Here is a 16,155-nt window from a genome sequence, read left to right on the forward strand (position 1 = left end):
GATAAGTCCATTTAATAATTGATGTAAGCTGCCGTTAGTATAAGGAGTAGATCTCACTTTATAATCGAGTCGCTTGTTACTTATGAATACGCTTGCCATCGCTATTGGTGCAACCAGTTTATCCCTTGTCCTTCTTTTCGTATGGATGCTTTCCTTGTCTATGCGAAAAAAACGGATGGATCAAGAGCGTGTCGAGCGGGAATTGGCTTTTCGTAGAACGATGGAAGCGGCTCGAAAACAAGAGCATCAAGACCGCTTAATGAAAGCGGAAAGTGGCCATATTCCAACGCTGCTCTTTTTGGCAAAAGAAGCAGAACGTAACGACATTACGCAAGCGTTCCATTGGTACCATAAAGCCGCTCAACTCGATAATATTACCGGCATGTACGGTATTGTCAGGCTAAGCGATCGCAAACGCGAGGACATGGTACTAAGAGAGCAGGCAAACTATTGGCGGTTATGCATTGCAGGTATAGAAGGCGACCTTAATGCTAAGTTTCAGGCAGCAAAAGCTCTGATATATGGTCAGGGCGTTGAGCGAAATATTCCTAAAGGTATCGCTGCCGCGCAAGAAGTTGCCGAAGAGGGCAATTTAGAAGCCATGCTTTTTGTCGGTGACTGGAGTGTGTCTCCAGATAACCCTACGCCTTCGCCTCGCCAATCGACACTTTGGTTTGAAAAAGCGGCAGAGAAGAACAGTGAAGAAGGAATGACGAAGCTTGGCCTCAATCACCTTAACGGTGTTGGCGTTGAACAAGACCTTGCTCAAGGCTGCTACTGGTTAGAGCGAGCGGGTGAAAAAGGCAATGTTATCGCCATGTACCACGCGGGTGAGGCATGGCGCGACATAGCTCCAAACGGAAATGCCATTGCGTATATCTGGCTATTTTTGGCAGCAAAATTTGGCCATGAACCCGCAATTTCAGCCAGAGACGCCGTTGGTTCGACCATTGGTGTGGATTCTGTTGTCGGACTTCAGTCTTTGGCCAAACCAATTATTAGTAAAATTTCGCAGGGTGCTGTGGTTAAGCACTCGCTGATTAGAGCGCTCAACAAGTTGTATAAGCGAGATGAGTTTTTTCCAAACCAAACGAGTCAAAACAGCGATTCGCAAGAAGTACCAGTAAAGAACCCTACTGATGCCAACGAGCCCCAAAGAGACTCTCACCCTCCAATCACAACTGAATCCTTTCAATATCAGACAGTTAGTCATGATTCGATAAATGGCACGAAAACCCCTTAGCGCGTCGCTCCACTGATTTCTGCCTGATTCATTGTGATCAAATAAATTGTATCATCAGCCTAGATCCAGTATTTATGAATCATAAATGATTCATGAGGAACATTTATGATTATTTATTGTGCAATATAGAACTATTTGTTACGAAAGTGATATTAATTATGTCACTTCCATTCGCTAGTGGTTTAAAGGGATGTGATCCAGGTCACCTAATTTTTCTGGCTGACACTTCCATGACAAAGCCACAGGTGAAGAACATACTCTGACGGGAGTTTTTTGCGCATTTGCTGAATGCTTGGCAGTGGTCATCTTATGCGTATTTTAAATCTCATACCTTCGGGTAATCCTGTTCTATACGGAGCTTTTTTCATGAAAACTTTAAAACTGACTCTTGCTGCTTCGCTAGTTGCAGCAGTAGCACTACCTGCAAGCGCAACGTATGTTGACGTTCGTGGCGCGTACAAAACTGAAGCAAAAACATACGAAACGCGTGTTCGTGCTGGTTTCGACTTTGCAGAAGATTGGCAGATCCACCTTGAAGGTACTCAAGGTCACGGCGACAAACTTCTAAGCAACAACGATCACAGCGTTGCAGCGTTTGAAACAGAGCTAAACTACAACTACGCGATCAACGACAACTTCACGTTGACTCCTGGTTTCGTTTACTGGAATGGTGCTAACCACACTGAATACCGTCCTTACCTAAAAGCGACTTACGCAGAAGGTAACTTCTACACGGCAGCTCGTTACCGTTACCAAGCAGCAACTAACGGCGCTAACGGTCAAAAAGTAAACGACACTAACCAAGTTGACGCATGGGTTGGTTACAACGTTTCTGACTTCAACCTGGAATACAACCCAGCGTACATCAACCAAAAAGAGGGTGGCGCATACTCTAACGGTATCGGTACAGACCAAGCAGATTCTAAGTGGGAACACACGTTCCAAGTAAAATACACTGGCTTTGATAGCTGGGCGCCGTATGTTGATTATCAGATCCTTGATAAGACGTACAACGATCGCATTACAAACGAGAACAAAACTGAAAACCGTATTCGTGCGGGTGTAACGTTTAACTTCTAATCGTTAGACAATCAGTTTACGCAAAGTCAAAGGCAGCGATATTCGCTGCCTTTTCTATTTTGAATATCAGTCGAGAGATTTCTTAAATCGTAAAGAGGCGACGACGAGGCCCACTAAGGTGAAGGCCCCGAGCCATAATGTGTCTTGCCAAAGTTCCGACAAATCTGTGCCTCGAAGAATGATCCCTCGAATCATTCGCATATAGTGGGTGGCGGGTAGCACTTCGGATATCCACTGGGCAGCTACTGGCATTCCTTCATAGGGAAACATAAAGCCAGACAGCAAGATAGAAGGTAGCAAGATAAACACGGTCATTTGCATAGCTTGTCATTACGTATGGGCTATGGTCGAAATCACTAAACCTAACGCTAAACTTGATGAAATAAACAGAAGACTACCAAGCAGGATCTGGCTAATGTCGCCGTTAACGGGAACATCAAAAATCAGATAGCAAGGCTCAAAATAATCCCAATTATTTAAGTTACTATTTATAAAATAGAAAACTTATAAGCAATTTAACAATGCTGAGACGTCTTCAAGCGATTCAAATAAATAGTCAGCGCTCTGCTGGCTATAGGGATCTTGCGGTGTCATATCTGGAATCATGGCAACAGTACACCCAGCTCGTTTTCCAGCCCTAACACCGTTGTTGGAATCTTCGAGCACAAGACAGCGCGAGGGTTTAAGATTGAGTTTCTGACAGGATAGAAGGTAGCAATCGGGTTCTGGTTTCCCTTTGGCTACATCTTCAGCGGTAATAATAGTGTCAAATTGCTCAAGATACGTTGAGTGTGCGAAGTTGAATTGGGTGTCGGCAAGTCCAGAAGAAGTAACGAGAGCTTTACGAAGACCTTTTTCTGTTGCCAATTGAAATAAGCGGTGGAATCCAGGCTTAAAAGCAATACCACCACTCCTTGCCTTGTGAAAGTGTGCATCACGAATGCTCCGATAGGCATTTAAATCGAAATTGTGATCGTATAACTTAACGAGCATTTGCTCGCATTCATGATCTTGTATGCCGATAAAGCTTTGGTAGAAACTATCAGTCAATTCAAGTCCCATTTCCTGAGCGGCAAATTGCCAGCTGGTTTTGTAGAGCTGCTCTGTATCGAAAATCAGACCGTCCATATCGAATAGTAGTGCAGAAAACATACACGACACTCCCTTCCTAAATTGACCAAAAGCAACCCTATTTACCTTCCCATATTGAACCTGAAATGGAAAGGTTTAGTGATGTAATTAAATTACAGCATTTTTCAAAAAAACATTGCCTGAGTATTTTTCTAGCCATTATCGACCGCTAATTGAGCTAAAAATCGATTGCGCTTTGATGAATTGGTCATTTATGTGAACCGAATCACAATAAATATAGCGGGGTGGGGGTGTGAAATGTGATCTGGGTCTATATTGATTGAGAGTTATTCGTATTGGTGTGGCTATGTAATTTATTGACAGTGGTATTTTGTGATCTGAGTCTCTCATGGTTATCTGTCGATATCTCTATATGGTGATCGTTATCACTAATTTTGCGTAATTTCCAGTTTTTAGAAATCTTGTGTTACTTTTTTATGGTCTCTTGCAAAACATTTTGGTCAAAGAAGACCATTCAATAACGAATACGAGGATACCCTTATGTTATCTCCTGAAGCGAAAATCAAAGTTCAAAACTTTGGTCGTTTCCTCTCCAACATGGTGATGCCAAATATTGGCGCATTCATCGCTTGGGGTTTGATTACGGCACTGTTTATTCCAACCGGTTGGATCCCAAATGAAACCCTGAGTTCCATGGTAGGACCGATGATCACTTACTTGTTACCATTATTGATCGGTTATACCGGTGGTAAAATGGTAGCTGGTGATCGCGGTGCGGTTGTTGGTGCTGTAACAACGATGGGTGTCATCGTTGGTACCGATATTCCGATGTTTATGGGTGCAATGATTGTAGGCCCATTAGGTGGCTTGGCGATCAAAAAATTTGATACTGCCGTTGAGGGCAAAATTAAAAGTGGTTTTGAGATGTTGGTTAACAACTTCTCAGCTGGCATTATCGGTATGCTATGCGCCATTTTAGCTTACATCGTTATCGGTCCTGCTGTTAAAATTCTATCAACAGGCCTAGCCGGCGGCGTTGGTTTCCTCGTTGATGCAGGTCTGCTTCCACTTACCTCAATTTTTGTTGAACCTGCAAAAATCCTTTTCCTGAATAACGCGATCAACCATGGTATTTTCTCTCCGCTTGGAATCCAGCAAACGGAAGAATTTGGACGTTCAATCTTCTTCTTAATTGAAGCGAACCCAGGCCCTGGTCTTGGACTGCTACTTGCTTACATGTTCTTCGGACGTGGTAATGCGAAGCAGTCAGCACCAGGTGCAATTATTATCCACTTCTTTGGTGGTATTCATGAGATTTACTTCCCTTATGTATTGATGAATCCACGATTAATTCTAGCGGTTATCGCTGGTGGTATGACTGGCGTATTTACTCTGACTATGTTTAACGCAGGCCTTGTATCGCCAGCGTCACCGGGCTCTATTTTCGCTGTATTACTAATGACTCCTAAAGCTGCATTTATTGGCGTAATTCTGTCAGTAATTGCCTCTGCTGCTGTTTCTTTCACTGTCGCTGCGTTGTTATTGAAAACTCAAAAGCAAACTGACGATGAAGAAGATTCACTAGAGCAAGCTGCAAATCAAATGAAAAGCATGAAAGCGTCGTCTAAAGGCCAATCTGGTGACCTGTCTGCTGTTCGCAAAATCATCGTAGCGTGTGATGCGGGTATGGGATCAAGTGCTATGGGTGCAAGCTTACTGCGTAAGAAAGTAGAAGCAGCGAACCTTGATATCTCGGTCACTAACCTTGCTATCAACAGTCTCCCTGACGATGCTGATATTGTTATTACTCATAAAGATTTGACTGACCGTGCTCGTAATCACGCAGCAAATGCGCAGCATATCTCCCTTAACAACTTCTTAGACAGTGCTATGTACGACGGCCTTGTGGCTGACTTGGTTGGAGCAGTAAAAGTAAAAAAGCCTGAAGCACCAGTGGACAATAGCTCTAGCGAAAATGGAACGCTAAAGCTTTCAAATGAAAATATCTTCTTGGGAATGGAATCAACATCCAAGGAAGACGTTATCAAGTTTGCTGGTGAGCAACTCGTAAAACTTGGTTATGTAGAACCGCAATATGTTGAAGGCATGTTGGCTCGTGAAGAGTTGGTTTCTACATACTTAGGTGAGTCGATTGCAGTACCTCACGGCACTATTGAGGCAAAACAATTTGTAAAATCAACTGGCATCGTATTTTGTCAATTCCCCCAGGGTATTCAGTGGGGTGAAGATGAAGACGATGTAGCAAAAATGGTGATCGGTATTGCGGCGCAAGGTGATGAACATATTCAAGTTATCACCGCCATTACGAATTCACTTGATGATGAAGACGCGATTGAATGTTTGAAGTCTACCTCGAACGTTGAGGATGTACTGAGAATACTGAATGGTAAGTAAAGTGGGTCTTACTCATCGCTCCTAAGTGAAAGAGGCCAACGTTCCCCCTGTTGGCCTCATTTTTGATTTTATCTTTTTGTTTTTTTACTTAATTATTTAGGAAGACGTCTTATGAAAGCATTACATTTTGGCGCAGGTAATATCGGTCGTGGCTTTATCGGAAAACTACTTGCAGATGCAGGCATTCACGTAACATTTGCAGATGTAAACGAAACCGTAGTTAACGCTCTGATTGAACGTCAGTCCTATCCTGTAAAAATCGTTGGTGAAGATGTAGTAGTACAAGAAGTAACAAATGTTACTGCAGTAAACTCGACCAGCAGCGATATTATCGACCTTATCGCTAGCGTCGATATGGTGACAACAGCAGTAGGTCCAACGGTACTGAAGATCATTTCTAAGTCAGTAGCGCAAGGTATTGAAAAGCGTGCTGCAAATGGCAATACCGCACAACTTAACATCATCGCATGTGAAAACATGGTGCGTGGCACTAGCCAGCTAAAAGCAATGATTTTTGAGCACCTTGCAGAAGATATTAAAGCATTTGCAGAGGCGAACATTGGCTTTGTTGATTCTGCAGTCGACCGTATCGTACCACCGGCAGAAGAGGGGGAAACGGATCCTCTAGCGGTAACGGTTGAAACCTTTAGTGAATGGATAGTAGATCAAACTCAGTTTGTTGGTGATATCCCTGCGATTGCAGGTATGGAGTGTACCGACAATCTAATGGCATTCGTTGAGCGTAAACTGTTCACACTTAACACAGGTCACCTAATTACTGCGTATCTTGGTGTACTAGCCGGTCATGAAACCATTAAGGATTCTATTGAAGATGAAGCCATTCGTGCAGACGTAACGGCAGCAATGCAAGAGAGTGGTGAGGTTCTGATTCGTCGCTATGGTTTTGATGCTGATGCACACGCAGCTTATATTCAGAAAATTTTGGGTCGTTTTGCAAACCCATACCTTCGTGATGAAGTTGACCGTGTTGGTCGTCAGCCAATCCGTAAGTTAAGTCCACAAGATCGTTTGATAAAGCCTCTTAATGGCACACTTGAGTATGACTTACCTAATGAACACCTGCTTAAAGGCATTGCTGCTGCGTTTCTCTATAAAAATAATGATGATCCTCAAGCCGTTGAATTACAAGCAATGTTCTCTGAACAAGGTTTCGAAAAGACACTCGCACACTATTCTGAGCTGAATATTGATTCAAATATTGTTAAACTAGCACATCAAGCGTATTTAGCCCTAAAATGATTGTTGTATCAGGTGCCATGCAAATGGCACCTTTTGTTTTACGAGATGTTATGCCTATACACCCGAGCAATGAAACTGAATTACTGGAAGCCTTGTCAGAAGCCAAAGATGCTAGTGAATGTCTAATGGCAGCTTACGACGCTATCGATGATACGCTCGATACGTTGATTAACAGTATATTTCACAAAGACGACTATGCAGTAAAATATGTCGTTGATCCTTTGCTCAGTAATGATGGGCCATTAGGCGGAATATTAGTTCGTGCAAAACTGCTATTGGGGCTTGGTGTAATATCAAAAGAAGTCTTTGATGATATAGATATCTTTGTCACGTTGAGAGAGTGGACAAAGCATCAAGACAATAAGGTCAGCTTTACTGAAATTGACGTGTTGTTTGAGCTTAATAAAATCAGCGCGATACAAAAGATGATGCCTATTGAATACGATGCAACTGTTGCAGAAACATTGGACGAACCGATGCTCAACATGTATTTGGAAAGACATTACCAACGTGTAAAATCTACGATAACTCTTGCCATCACCGAACTGGTCAATACCTTGTGTAGAGACAACCCCCTTATGTAAGTCAGACACTCTCTATTTATGGGAGTGTCTATGCCCACTTTTTACATCTACATCAACTCCTGTGATTCAGTCGAGAGCCTCAATAAAAGCCTTCTCCTTCGTGACCATCTACCTTGCCGCTAGTTTCCTAATTCATCCCAACGTTTAATTATAGCTTGTATTTTATTTCGAATCGAAACCCAAGGGTTCACCAAAACCTTCTCAGCCTCTCTAACTTTCGATGCAACATTTGGTTTGCCTAATTAGTTCCGGTGTGAAATAATTAATCAATTATTAAATTTCGAAGTGAAACTTAATGCGAAAACGAAATACACAGGTCAGACGCCATTCAATTGCACAACTTGTTCAGGAACAGGGTCAAGTCACCGTAGAAGAATTATCGCTACGCTTTGACACTTCAGAAGTGACGATTAGAAAAGATCTGACATCGCTGGAGCGGAATGGGCAGCTATTGAGACGTTATGGTGGTGCCGTATCATTGCCACAAGAGGCTGTTGATGAAGTACTCAATGAAACGGCCATGGCTTCAGCTACGAAAGAAAGCATCGCTATTGCTGCCGTTGAGTTGATTCGAGACCACAATCGATTGCTCATAGACTGTGGCAGTACAACAGGTGCATTAGTGTCGCGCTTAAATGGCAAAAAAGGCCTCGTAGTGATGACTAACTCTTTGTCTCTCGCGAATGCGATCAATGAGCTCGAAAGTGAGCCTACGTTATTGATGACAGGTGGCACATGGGACAACCATTCTGAGTCTTTTCAAGGAAAGGTTGCTGAATCGGTGCTGCGTTCTTATGACTTTGATCAGTTGTTTGTTGGCGCTGATGGCGTGGATCTTGAGCGTGGTACAACAACATTCAATGAGCTAGTTGGATTGAGCAACGTGATGGCCGAAGTCGCTAGAGAAGTCATCGTTATGATTGAATCCGAGAAAATTGGCCGAAAAATTCCTAATATGGAATTAGCATGGGATGTCATTGATGTACTCGTAACGGATGCTGGCTTGTCTGTGGATTACAAAGAAAAAATCGAATCTCACGGCGTAAAAGTGATTTGCGCTAAATAGAATAATTTCCCCTTGTCTTTATGATTTGCTTGCGCTCATAAGGGGAAGTAAAAAAAAACATAATTGGAGTAATAAACTATGTGTGGAATTGTTGGTGCGGTAGCACAAAGGGACGTCGCTGAAATCTTAGTCGAGGGTCTACGTCGTTTAGAATATCGCGGATATGATTCGGCAGGCGTTGCTGTTGTTGATTCAAGTTTAGAATTAAAACGTGTTCGTCGTCTGGGTAAGGTACAAGAACTCGCTGATGCTGTTGATTCACAAGATGTGACTGGCGGAACAGGTATTGCACACACGCGCTGGGCAACGCACGGCGAACCTTCTGAAGCGAACGCTCACCCACACGTATCAGGCGATATCGCTGTTGTACACAATGGCATTATCGAAAACCACGAAGAATTGCGCGCAATGCTTCAAGAACGTGGTTACGTATTCCAATCTCAAACCGACACTGAAGTGATTGCTCACCTTGTAGAGTGGGAGCGTCGCACGTCTGAAACCTTGGTTGAAGCATTACAAAAGACCGCAACTCAACTAGATGGTGCCTACGGTACAGTTGTGGTTGATCGTAAAGACCCAAGCCGCATTGTAGCTGCTCGCTCTGGTAGCCCGATTGTTATCGGTTTTGGTGTGGGTGAGAACTTCCTGGCGTCAGACCAACTTGCACTGCTTAGCGTGACGCGTCGATTCATGTACCTGGAAGAAGGTGATGTAGCAGAAATCACTCGTCGTGAAGTGAAAGTACTTGATGTAGAGGGTAACCCTGTTGAGCGTGAAATCACAGAATCTAACGCAGAACATGATGCGGGTGACAAAGGTCAATATCGCCACTTTATGCAAAAAGAGATTTACGAGCAGCCTCGCGCGCTAATCAACACTATGGAAGGTCGCATTACTGATAAAGCGGTAGTGACTGAAGCGATTGGTGTGAATGCGGTAGATATCTTGCAGAAGGTTGAGCACGTACAAATCATCGCATGTGGTACATCGTACAACTCGGGTATGGCGGCGCGTTACTGGTTTGAATCTATGGCTGGAGTAAGCTGTGACGTGGAAATTGCTTCTGAGTTCCGTTACCGCGACTTCGTTGTACGTCCAAACAGTTTACTAGTGACACTATCTCAATCAGGTGAAACGGCCGATACGCTAGCGGCACTTCGTTTAGCGAAAGAGAAAGGCTATATGGCAGCAATGACAATCTGTAACGTTGCTGGCTCTTCACTTGTGCGTGAATCTGACTTTGCGTTTATGACCCGCGCAGGTACTGAGATCGGTGTAGCGTCAACAAAAGCGTTTACCACCCAGCTAGCAGCAATGCTAATGATGGTAGTGTCAATTGCTCGCCTTCAAGAACGCATGACAGAAGAGCGTGAAGCTGAAATCGTCAAGTCACTGCACGAACTGCCTGCAAACATCGAGAAAGCGCTGGCATTTGATAAAGAAATTGAAGCACTGGCAACAGACTTCGCTGACAAGCACCACACGCTCTTCCTTGGTCGCGGTGAGTACTACCCAATCGCGATGGAAGCCTCTTTGAAACTAAAAGAGATCTCATACATCCACGCTGAAGCGTATGCAGCGGGTGAGCTTAAGCACGGCCCTCTAGCTCTGATTGATGCTGATATGCCAGTCGTTGTCGTTGCACCAACGAACGATCTCCTAGAGAAGCTGAAGTCAAACATTGAAGAAGTACGTGCTCGTGGCGGCCTGTTGTATGTATTTGCAGATGAGAAAGCCGGCTTTGAAGGCGACGAAAACATGAAGATCATCCAAATGCCTCATGTTGACGACATTATCGCTCCAATCTATTACACCGTACCAATGCAACTGTTGTCTTACCATGTTGCATTAATCAAAGGGACTGACGTTGACCAACCGCGTAACCTAGCGAAAGCGGTAACGGTTGAGTAATGTGATGTGCTCTTGATTAGATAGTGTATGAGAGTAATAAAGTATCATACTAAAAAGGCAGCGAAGATTCGATCTCGCTGCCTTTTTGCTGTTTACTCTAGCGCGTTAATTAGATGGTACGCCCCACACCTAAACTAAACTCAGCATTGTCGCTGAACTTCGGGAGTACCATCATGTCGACTATAAAAACCATTGGTATTGATTTAGGTAAATCTACATTTCATATTGTTGGTCATGACTATTCAGGCCGCCAACTCTATCGACACAAGTTTTCTAGAGCGAAGCTTCTTCAGTTTATCTCGGTTCATGAGCCTGTAACGATAGCTATGGAGGCTTGCTGTGGAGCACATTGGCTGGCAAGACGGTGCCAGGAGTATGGACATTAAGTAAAGCTCATTCCTCCGCAATATGTAAAGCCTTATGTTAAGAGTCATAAGAATGATTTTATCGATGCAGATGCGATTGCCGAAGCTGCGACTCGACCAAGAATGAGGTTTGTTTCTCCTAAGACCGAACAAGCGCAACTAGGGGTTGTGATTCGAAGAATTAGAACAGGCTATATTCGGGAGCGAACCGCGACGATGAACCGCATTAGTTCTATCCTCACTGAATTTGGCTTCAGTTTTCCGCGTGGACACGCAAACATGAAACGACTTTTTCAGTGGCTTGCTGACACTGGTCAAGCTGTACCTTCGCTTCTTATCTTTGAGTTAAGGAATCAGCTCGATCACTACCAACATCTAAACGATAAGATTAAAGAGCAGGATAAGAAACTAGAAACTTTGAATAGTGAAAATGAGCTTTTCTCCATGTTGCAAACAATACCTGGAGTTGGACCAATGACTGCGGCATGCTGTATATCGTCTGTATCTAATCCAAAAGACTTTACCAATGGTCGAAACTTCGCCGCATGGTTAGGACTCGTCCCATTTCAGTATTCAACTGGAGGGAAACCAAGAATGCTTGGTATATCAAAACGGGGAAATAAAGAGTTAAGGGAACTGTTTGTACATGAAGCTAGAGCTGTGATGTGGCGAGATGAAACGGCAGAACGATATTTTGGCTCTTGGCTGACAGATTTGAAGCGCAGAAAGCCTTTCAATGTCGCATTAGTTGCCTTGGCAAATAAGCTAGCAAGAATAGCCTGGTCGGTAATGACTACTCACAAAACGTTCGAAATAAGACTATAACTCAAATTTACATATGAAAATGAAAGATGACAAAACGGTTAGACCACCAGATTGAAGACCTGATGGACAGAGCAGCATTAAAAGTGCTTTCACGTTTTTGAGGACAATCTGGCGCGGATCTCATCATAGAGCTGAGGCTATGGGAAGTAAGTCTCAATTAGACTCTGAATACATTAGCGCAAACCAACTCTGTTATTTTGAGTTTTTACTTGCAAAACGGGGCGTACCATACATTCTGTCCAATTTTAAGTTAGCTAGGATGACCTGCTTTTTGTGAGCCCCCGCAGCAGTGTGATCACCGCAGCAGTTCATAGTGCCGAACACATCTTTGACCCAAAACTTTTCAGAACTGATAGAAACCAGATTCTCCTCACTTCATAAGTGCATAAAAACGGCTCTAATCAGTGGGGTGTTTAGTGAAGTGGGGGGCTTACCATCTAGGAAGGCCCCTTCCTGATCGTCATGATTGAGGTCAGCGAATATAACCACTGCTCACTGTCCACAACAGCGTTTAAACTTTTTACCACTGCCACACGGACATTGAACGTTTCTGGAACGCTTATTGATGGTTTTCGCGCGTGTACTAAGCATCGGCATAATTAATTCAATGGGTCGGCCATCTTCAATTAAGCGACTCATGACGTTCATGGTAGGCGTGGCATGCTGAAAAAACTGATAATACGCTGCACATAGATAATTATGGTGAGAATAGCCTTGAACATTAGAAATTCGATGTTTCGGGCAACCACCGTGACATACTGATAAGTATTCACAACGACGGCACTTAGTATTTAGGGTGTCGGACTTATCTTGTCCGAATCGTCGTGCTTGTTCAGAGTAATTCATTGTAGTCAGTGATTGGTGATGAATATTTCCTAATTTGTATTCTGGATATACAAAATGGTCACAATTATAGACATCACCGTTGGATTCTAACGCAAGTGAGTGACCGCAGCTTTCAGCAAAGATGCATAATGTTGAACTATCACCACACCATGAAGATAGAGCTGACTCAAACATCTGGATGTAAACTTTGCCAACATCATTATTGACCCACTCATCGTAAACTGTTGTGAGAAAATTACCGTAGTCTTGTGAGACAACTGACCATTCCGTGATATGGGCACTATCGTGTTCTGGGCTGACCAGGTAGAGCCCATCATCAGTTGGTTGTGAGCTTTTGCGTTCGACTAAGGGGATGAATTGGATATAGGTAGAACCAATTTTTTTTAGATATCTGTATATTTCGAGCGGGTATTTCGCGTTATGACGGTTTACCACTGTAAGGGTATTAAATGTAATATTATTCTTCTTTAGTAACGTAATCGCCGCGATAACTTGAGTATGAGTTCCTTTACCAGAGCGTGTTTTACGGTATTGGTCGTGATGTTTTTGGGGACCATCGATAGAGACACCAACTAGAAAGTGATGACGCTTTAGGAAGTCACACCATGATTGGTTAAGTGCAATACCATTTGTCTGGAAGCTATTGGCAATAGTCTTGTCACCTTTATATTTTGCTTGCAATACCATTGCTCTTTCAAAGAAATCAATTCCCATCAACGTTGGTTCACCGCCTTGCCAAGCGAACTCTACATGATTGCCATTTTGAGCCTCAATATATTGTTTGATGAATTTCTCAAGCGTTTCATCGTTCATTTTCCATTGTTGTTTTTGATCTGGATAAAGCATTTCTTTTTCCAAATAGAAGCAATAATCACAGTCAATATTACATTTGGAGCTAGAAGGCTTCGCCATCACATGGCAGCCATTTACTTGGCGTATTGTGTCCATAAAGCATGAACCTCGTAACAAAAAATCATAACAAATAACGGATTGGATCACAGTAATGAAACATTTTGCCGTATAACCTTAACTTATATCTAAGGGAGTTTAATTGATGGAAAGGTTATTGCAACAGCTATTGGTGGTCGCGAAGTCAGATTCGTTAAAAAATGCAGGCCAAGCGTTGGGTATTAGTCAGCCAGCTTTAACAAAAAATATGCAACGACTCGAATCTCAATACAAGGTTCCATTGCTAGAGCGGACATCACGCGGTATCACACTGACTCAGTTTGGTGAAATCATTGTAAATCGAGCGAAGCGCATCGAGCATGAACACGTTCTATTAAATGAAGAACTCAGTGCGGTTCGAGGGGGGAAGGGAGCGCATCTTAGAGTTGGATGCGGCCCAGTATGGGCCTCAAATGAACTGCCAGATGCTATGGTTGAATTGGTAAAAAAATTACCAGAACTCAATCTTCAATTAGATGCAGGTTCTCAAGAAGACATGTTTCATCGTTTAGGAAACTCCGAACTCGATATTGTTCTAGCTAGCGATACTATTTCTGCTCGGTCGCAAGGTGAATTTGATTACATTCCTTTCTGGGATAGTAGTGTTGAAGTTTACGTTTCTCCTTCTCATCCCCTTGTAGACCAAATCACAGTGAGTGCTCATATGTTAAGTGAGTATTCGTGGGCGTTGCTGACACAATCAAATGATGTAGTCAGTGTGCTAAATCAATTTTTCCACGATCAAGAACTACCACCCGCCAATGTTGCATTTCGTAGTGCATATTGGGAAAGCATCCCTAACGTAATTAATGAAACCGAATTATTGCTTTTAATACCAGAACGTTTAGCGACGCAAGCACAAGCTAAAGGCTTAATTTTGCTTGATTGCGAAGCGCTAAATTGGGAATTCAGCAGTGGAGTTTGGCTTCGAAAAGGCATTATAAAAACTAAAGCTCAGAATCTATTTATTGAATGTCTTGAGCACCACACTGTAAACAAAAGGAACTAAGAATATGTTAAAAGAGGTTTTTCTAGCAGGTGCAGCAATGGCTGCTTCATTTTCAATTGCGGCGGCAGATTACCCCAGCCGTAATATTGAGAATATTTTTCCATGGGGGCCTGGTACTGCCTATGCAAGTTCACAAATTATCACTGATGCTTTGGCTGAAGAGCTTGGCGTAAAAATTAGTGTTGTCTCTACACCTGGCGGGGCAGGAGCGAAAGCTATCCAAAAAGCGCTGAAGAAGCCAGCGGATGGTCATACGATTATTGATGGTTGGGTAGCAAACCTAGTCCTTCAGCCAAACCTTGGGAACGTAGATTGGAAATATGATGACTTCACACCTTTATGGTCAGCAACTCAGGTTCCTTTTGCACTCGTTTCTCGTAAAAATGAAACACGTTGGTATGATTTTGAGAGCTTTATTGCTTATGCAAAAGCTAACCCTGGCAAATTGCGATACTCATCAGGTACGTATAAAAACCTGCCTCATATGATTATTGCACAGGTGCTTCGTTCACAAGGTGTTTATGCACGTAACGTCCCTTACCCACAAGATGGTGATGCGTTCAAAGATCTGCGTAGCGGATTGTTAGATTTCACATTTAACAACCCAACGACGTACAAAAACAACAAAGATGCTTTTAAGCCGCTTGTTGTCCTAAATGAAGATAAAGGCGTATCAACCATGTTTGATAATGCGCCTACTGTCAAAGATCTTGGTGTTGATATGGGCTTAACAGGCCTGAGTGCATCAGGTTGGAACTGGTACCTAGTACATAAAGAAACACCACAAGAAGTTGTTGATGAAATGCGCGCTGCGATGAAGCGTGCGCTTGATAAAGCTGAAACTCAAGAGAAGCTTATCTCTCTAGGTTTTTACCCATCTATGTTCTCTCCAGAGCAATATGAAGACATTGTTTCTGCCGTTAGTAGCCAGCTTACAAATGCACAAACGGCTATTCAATGGGAGAAAGACAAGTTAGCAGGTAAGTAATGATGAAAAGTGCGCTACGTCCTAATTCTACTTGGTTGATTTACTCCCTTTTTGCTTTCGTGATCGCCGCTATTTTGTATTCCGTGAACACGAGTTTGGAAGAACAAGGAGCAGTAGGCGGTGATGCCTTGATGGATGCATCTATGTTTCCAATGCAAGTCATTACCATCATGGGACTATTGTTAGTAGCAGATGTAGTGCGCTTACTAATCAGCAAGCCCAATAATGAATCTGACGTCAATAAGGCGTCAGAAACCGAGGCTCCAATACGAAAAATTGATATCACCCGCATTGGAATCTTCGTTGCAGCCACGCTAGGTTACCAGCTGATGTTGGATCCTGTGGGGTATCTATTGCTTACACCGTTTTACTTGATGATTGTTTTTAGAGCCTTTAATGCAGCCAACTTAGTTTGGTCAACTATAGGCGCTCTGGTGGTAAGTAGTACGTTATATTTTCTATTTGAAAATGTATTGAATGTCATTTTGCCGATAGGCCTATTACGTTTCATAAGCTAATTATT

At 43.0% G+C, this 16,155-nt stretch carries 12 protein-coding genes and 2 pseudogenes; 11 read left to right on the plus strand and 3 right to left on the minus strand.

The features are described from left to right. Positions 1 to 82: 82 nt before the first annotated feature. A complete protein-coding gene (locus LNL84_RS12345) occupies positions 83 to 1,243 on the plus strand; it encodes a tetratricopeptide repeat protein (protein ID WP_244357798.1) in 1,161 nt (386 codons plus the stop codon). A 366-nt stretch (positions 1,244 to 1,609) separates the two neighbouring features. Continuing rightward, on the plus strand, positions 1,610 to 2,323 hold the full coding sequence (locus LNL84_RS12350) for an oligogalacturonate-specific porin KdgM family protein (protein ID WP_244357800.1): 714 nt from the start codon (positions 1,610 to 1,612) through the stop codon (positions 2,321 to 2,323). Between the two features lie 66 nt (positions 2,324 to 2,389). Here LNL84_RS12350 and LNL84_RS12355 read toward each other — a convergent pair. Both LNL84_RS12355 and LNL84_RS12360 read right to left on the minus strand, forming a co-directional pair. Beyond that, positions 2,390 to 2,773: pseudogene (locus tag LNL84_RS12355) on the minus strand (ABC transporter permease); the annotation flags it as partial. 54 nt (positions 2,774 to 2,827) lie between these two features. After that, the gene (locus tag LNL84_RS12360) at positions 2,828 to 3,475 is read right to left on the minus strand and encodes an HAD family hydrolase (RefSeq protein ID WP_244357802.1); all 648 of its coding nucleotides are present in this window, start codon (positions 3,473 to 3,475) and stop codon (positions 2,828 to 2,830) included. Between the two features lie 480 nt (positions 3,476 to 3,955). On the opposite strand from LNL84_RS12360, the gene LNL84_RS12365 reads away from it, so the two are divergent. The 6 genes and pseudogenes from LNL84_RS12365 to LNL84_RS12390 all read left to right on the plus strand — a co-directional run bounded on the left by LNL84_RS12365 (position 3,956) and on the right by LNL84_RS12390 (position 11,841). After that, the gene (locus LNL84_RS12365; protein WP_244357804.1) at positions 3,956 to 5,830 is read left to right on the plus strand and encodes a PTS mannitol transporter subunit IICBA; all 1,875 of its coding nucleotides are present in this window, start codon (positions 3,956 to 3,958) and stop codon (positions 5,828 to 5,830) included. Positions 5,831 to 5,941: 111 nt separating this feature from the next. Then, on the plus strand, positions 5,942 to 7,090 hold the full coding sequence (locus LNL84_RS12370) for a mannitol-1-phosphate 5-dehydrogenase (RefSeq protein WP_244357806.1): 1,149 nt from the start codon (positions 5,942 to 5,944) through the stop codon (positions 7,088 to 7,090). A gap of 23 nt (positions 7,091 to 7,113) precedes the next feature. Then, positions 7,114 to 7,674 carry an MltR family transcriptional regulator gene (locus LNL84_RS12375; RefSeq protein ID WP_244357808.1) on the plus strand — a complete coding sequence of 187 codons (561 nt, stop codon included), beginning with the start codon at positions 7,114 to 7,116 and terminating at the stop codon, positions 7,672 to 7,674. A 295-nt stretch (positions 7,675 to 7,969) separates the two neighbouring features. Further along, a complete protein-coding gene (locus tag LNL84_RS12380) occupies positions 7,970 to 8,740 on the plus strand; it encodes a DeoR/GlpR family DNA-binding transcription regulator (protein ID WP_244357809.1) in 771 nt (256 codons plus the stop codon). Between the two features lie 78 nt (positions 8,741 to 8,818). After that, positions 8,819 to 10,651: a glutamine--fructose-6-phosphate transaminase (isomerizing) gene (gene glmS, locus LNL84_RS12385; protein ID WP_244357810.1), complete on the plus strand. Its 1,833-nt coding sequence runs from the start codon at positions 8,819 to 8,821 to the stop codon at positions 10,649 to 10,651. A 173-nt stretch (positions 10,652 to 10,824) separates the two neighbouring features. Next, positions 10,825 to 11,841, plus strand: a pseudogene (locus LNL84_RS12390) (IS110 family RNA-guided transposase). Between the two features lie 492 nt (positions 11,842 to 12,333). Here LNL84_RS12390 and LNL84_RS12395 read toward each other — a convergent pair. Then, the gene (locus tag LNL84_RS12395; protein WP_244357951.1) at positions 12,334 to 13,626 is read right to left on the minus strand and encodes an anaerobic sulfatase maturase; all 1,293 of its coding nucleotides are present in this window, start codon (positions 13,624 to 13,626) and stop codon (positions 12,334 to 12,336) included. Between the two features lie 115 nt (positions 13,627 to 13,741). Here LNL84_RS12395 and LNL84_RS12400 point away from each other — a divergent pair, with 115 nt between their 5' ends. The 3 genes from LNL84_RS12400 to LNL84_RS12410 are packed head-to-tail and all read left to right on the plus strand — an operon-like array spanning position 13,742 to position 16,150. After that, positions 13,742 to 14,644, plus strand: coding sequence for a LysR family transcriptional regulator (locus LNL84_RS12400; RefSeq protein WP_244357812.1), 903 nt, complete (start codon positions 13,742 to 13,744; stop codon positions 14,642 to 14,644). Positions 14,645 to 14,648: 4 nt separating this feature from the next. After that, entirely contained in the window at positions 14,649 to 15,632 is a 984-nt protein-coding gene (locus tag LNL84_RS12405) for a Bug family tripartite tricarboxylate transporter substrate binding protein (RefSeq protein WP_244357814.1), read from the plus strand. After that, positions 15,632 to 16,150 (plus strand): tripartite tricarboxylate transporter TctB family protein, encoded by a 519-nt coding sequence (locus tag LNL84_RS12410; RefSeq protein ID WP_244357816.1) that lies wholly within the window; start codon positions 15,632 to 15,634, stop codon positions 16,148 to 16,150. Before LNL84_RS12405 ends, LNL84_RS12410 begins: the two co-directional genes overlap by 1 nt. The last annotated feature ends 5 nt before the right edge of the window (positions 16,151 to 16,155 follow it).

The organism is Vibrio gelatinilyticus (genome assembly GCF_022836845.1).
GTDB lineage: Bacteria > Pseudomonadota > Gammaproteobacteria > Enterobacterales > Vibrionaceae > Vibrio > Vibrio gelatinilyticus.

Coding starts and splice junctions, on each gene's coding strand:
- LNL84_RS12410 (WP_244357816.1), top strand. CDS start 15,632: ATGATGAAAAGTGCGCTACGTCCTAATTCTACTTGGTTGATTTACTCC.
- LNL84_RS12405 (WP_244357814.1), top strand. CDS start 14,649: ATGTTAAAAGAGGTTTTTCTAGCAGGTGCAGCAATGGCTGCTTCATTT.
- LNL84_RS12345 (WP_244357798.1), top strand. CDS start 83: ATGAATACGCTTGCCATCGCTATTGGTGCAACCAGTTTATCCCTTGTC.
- LNL84_RS12360 (WP_244357802.1), bottom strand. CDS start 3,475: ATGTTTTCTGCACTACTATTCGATATGGACGGTCTGATTTTCGATACA.
- LNL84_RS12350 (WP_244357800.1), top strand. CDS start 1,610: ATGAAAACTTTAAAACTGACTCTTGCTGCTTCGCTAGTTGCAGCAGTA.
- LNL84_RS12370 (WP_244357806.1), top strand. CDS start 5,942: ATGAAAGCATTACATTTTGGCGCAGGTAATATCGGTCGTGGCTTTATC.
- LNL84_RS12380 (WP_244357809.1), top strand. CDS start 7,970: ATGCGAAAACGAAATACACAGGTCAGACGCCATTCAATTGCACAACTT.
- LNL84_RS12400 (WP_244357812.1), top strand. CDS start 13,742: ATGGAAAGGTTATTGCAACAGCTATTGGTGGTCGCGAAGTCAGATTCG.
- LNL84_RS12365 (WP_244357804.1), top strand. CDS start 3,956: ATGTTATCTCCTGAAGCGAAAATCAAAGTTCAAAACTTTGGTCGTTTC.
- LNL84_RS12375 (WP_244357808.1), top strand. CDS start 7,114: ATGGCACCTTTTGTTTTACGAGATGTTATGCCTATACACCCGAGCAAT.
- glmS (WP_244357810.1), top strand. CDS start 8,819: ATGTGTGGAATTGTTGGTGCGGTAGCACAAAGGGACGTCGCTGAAATC.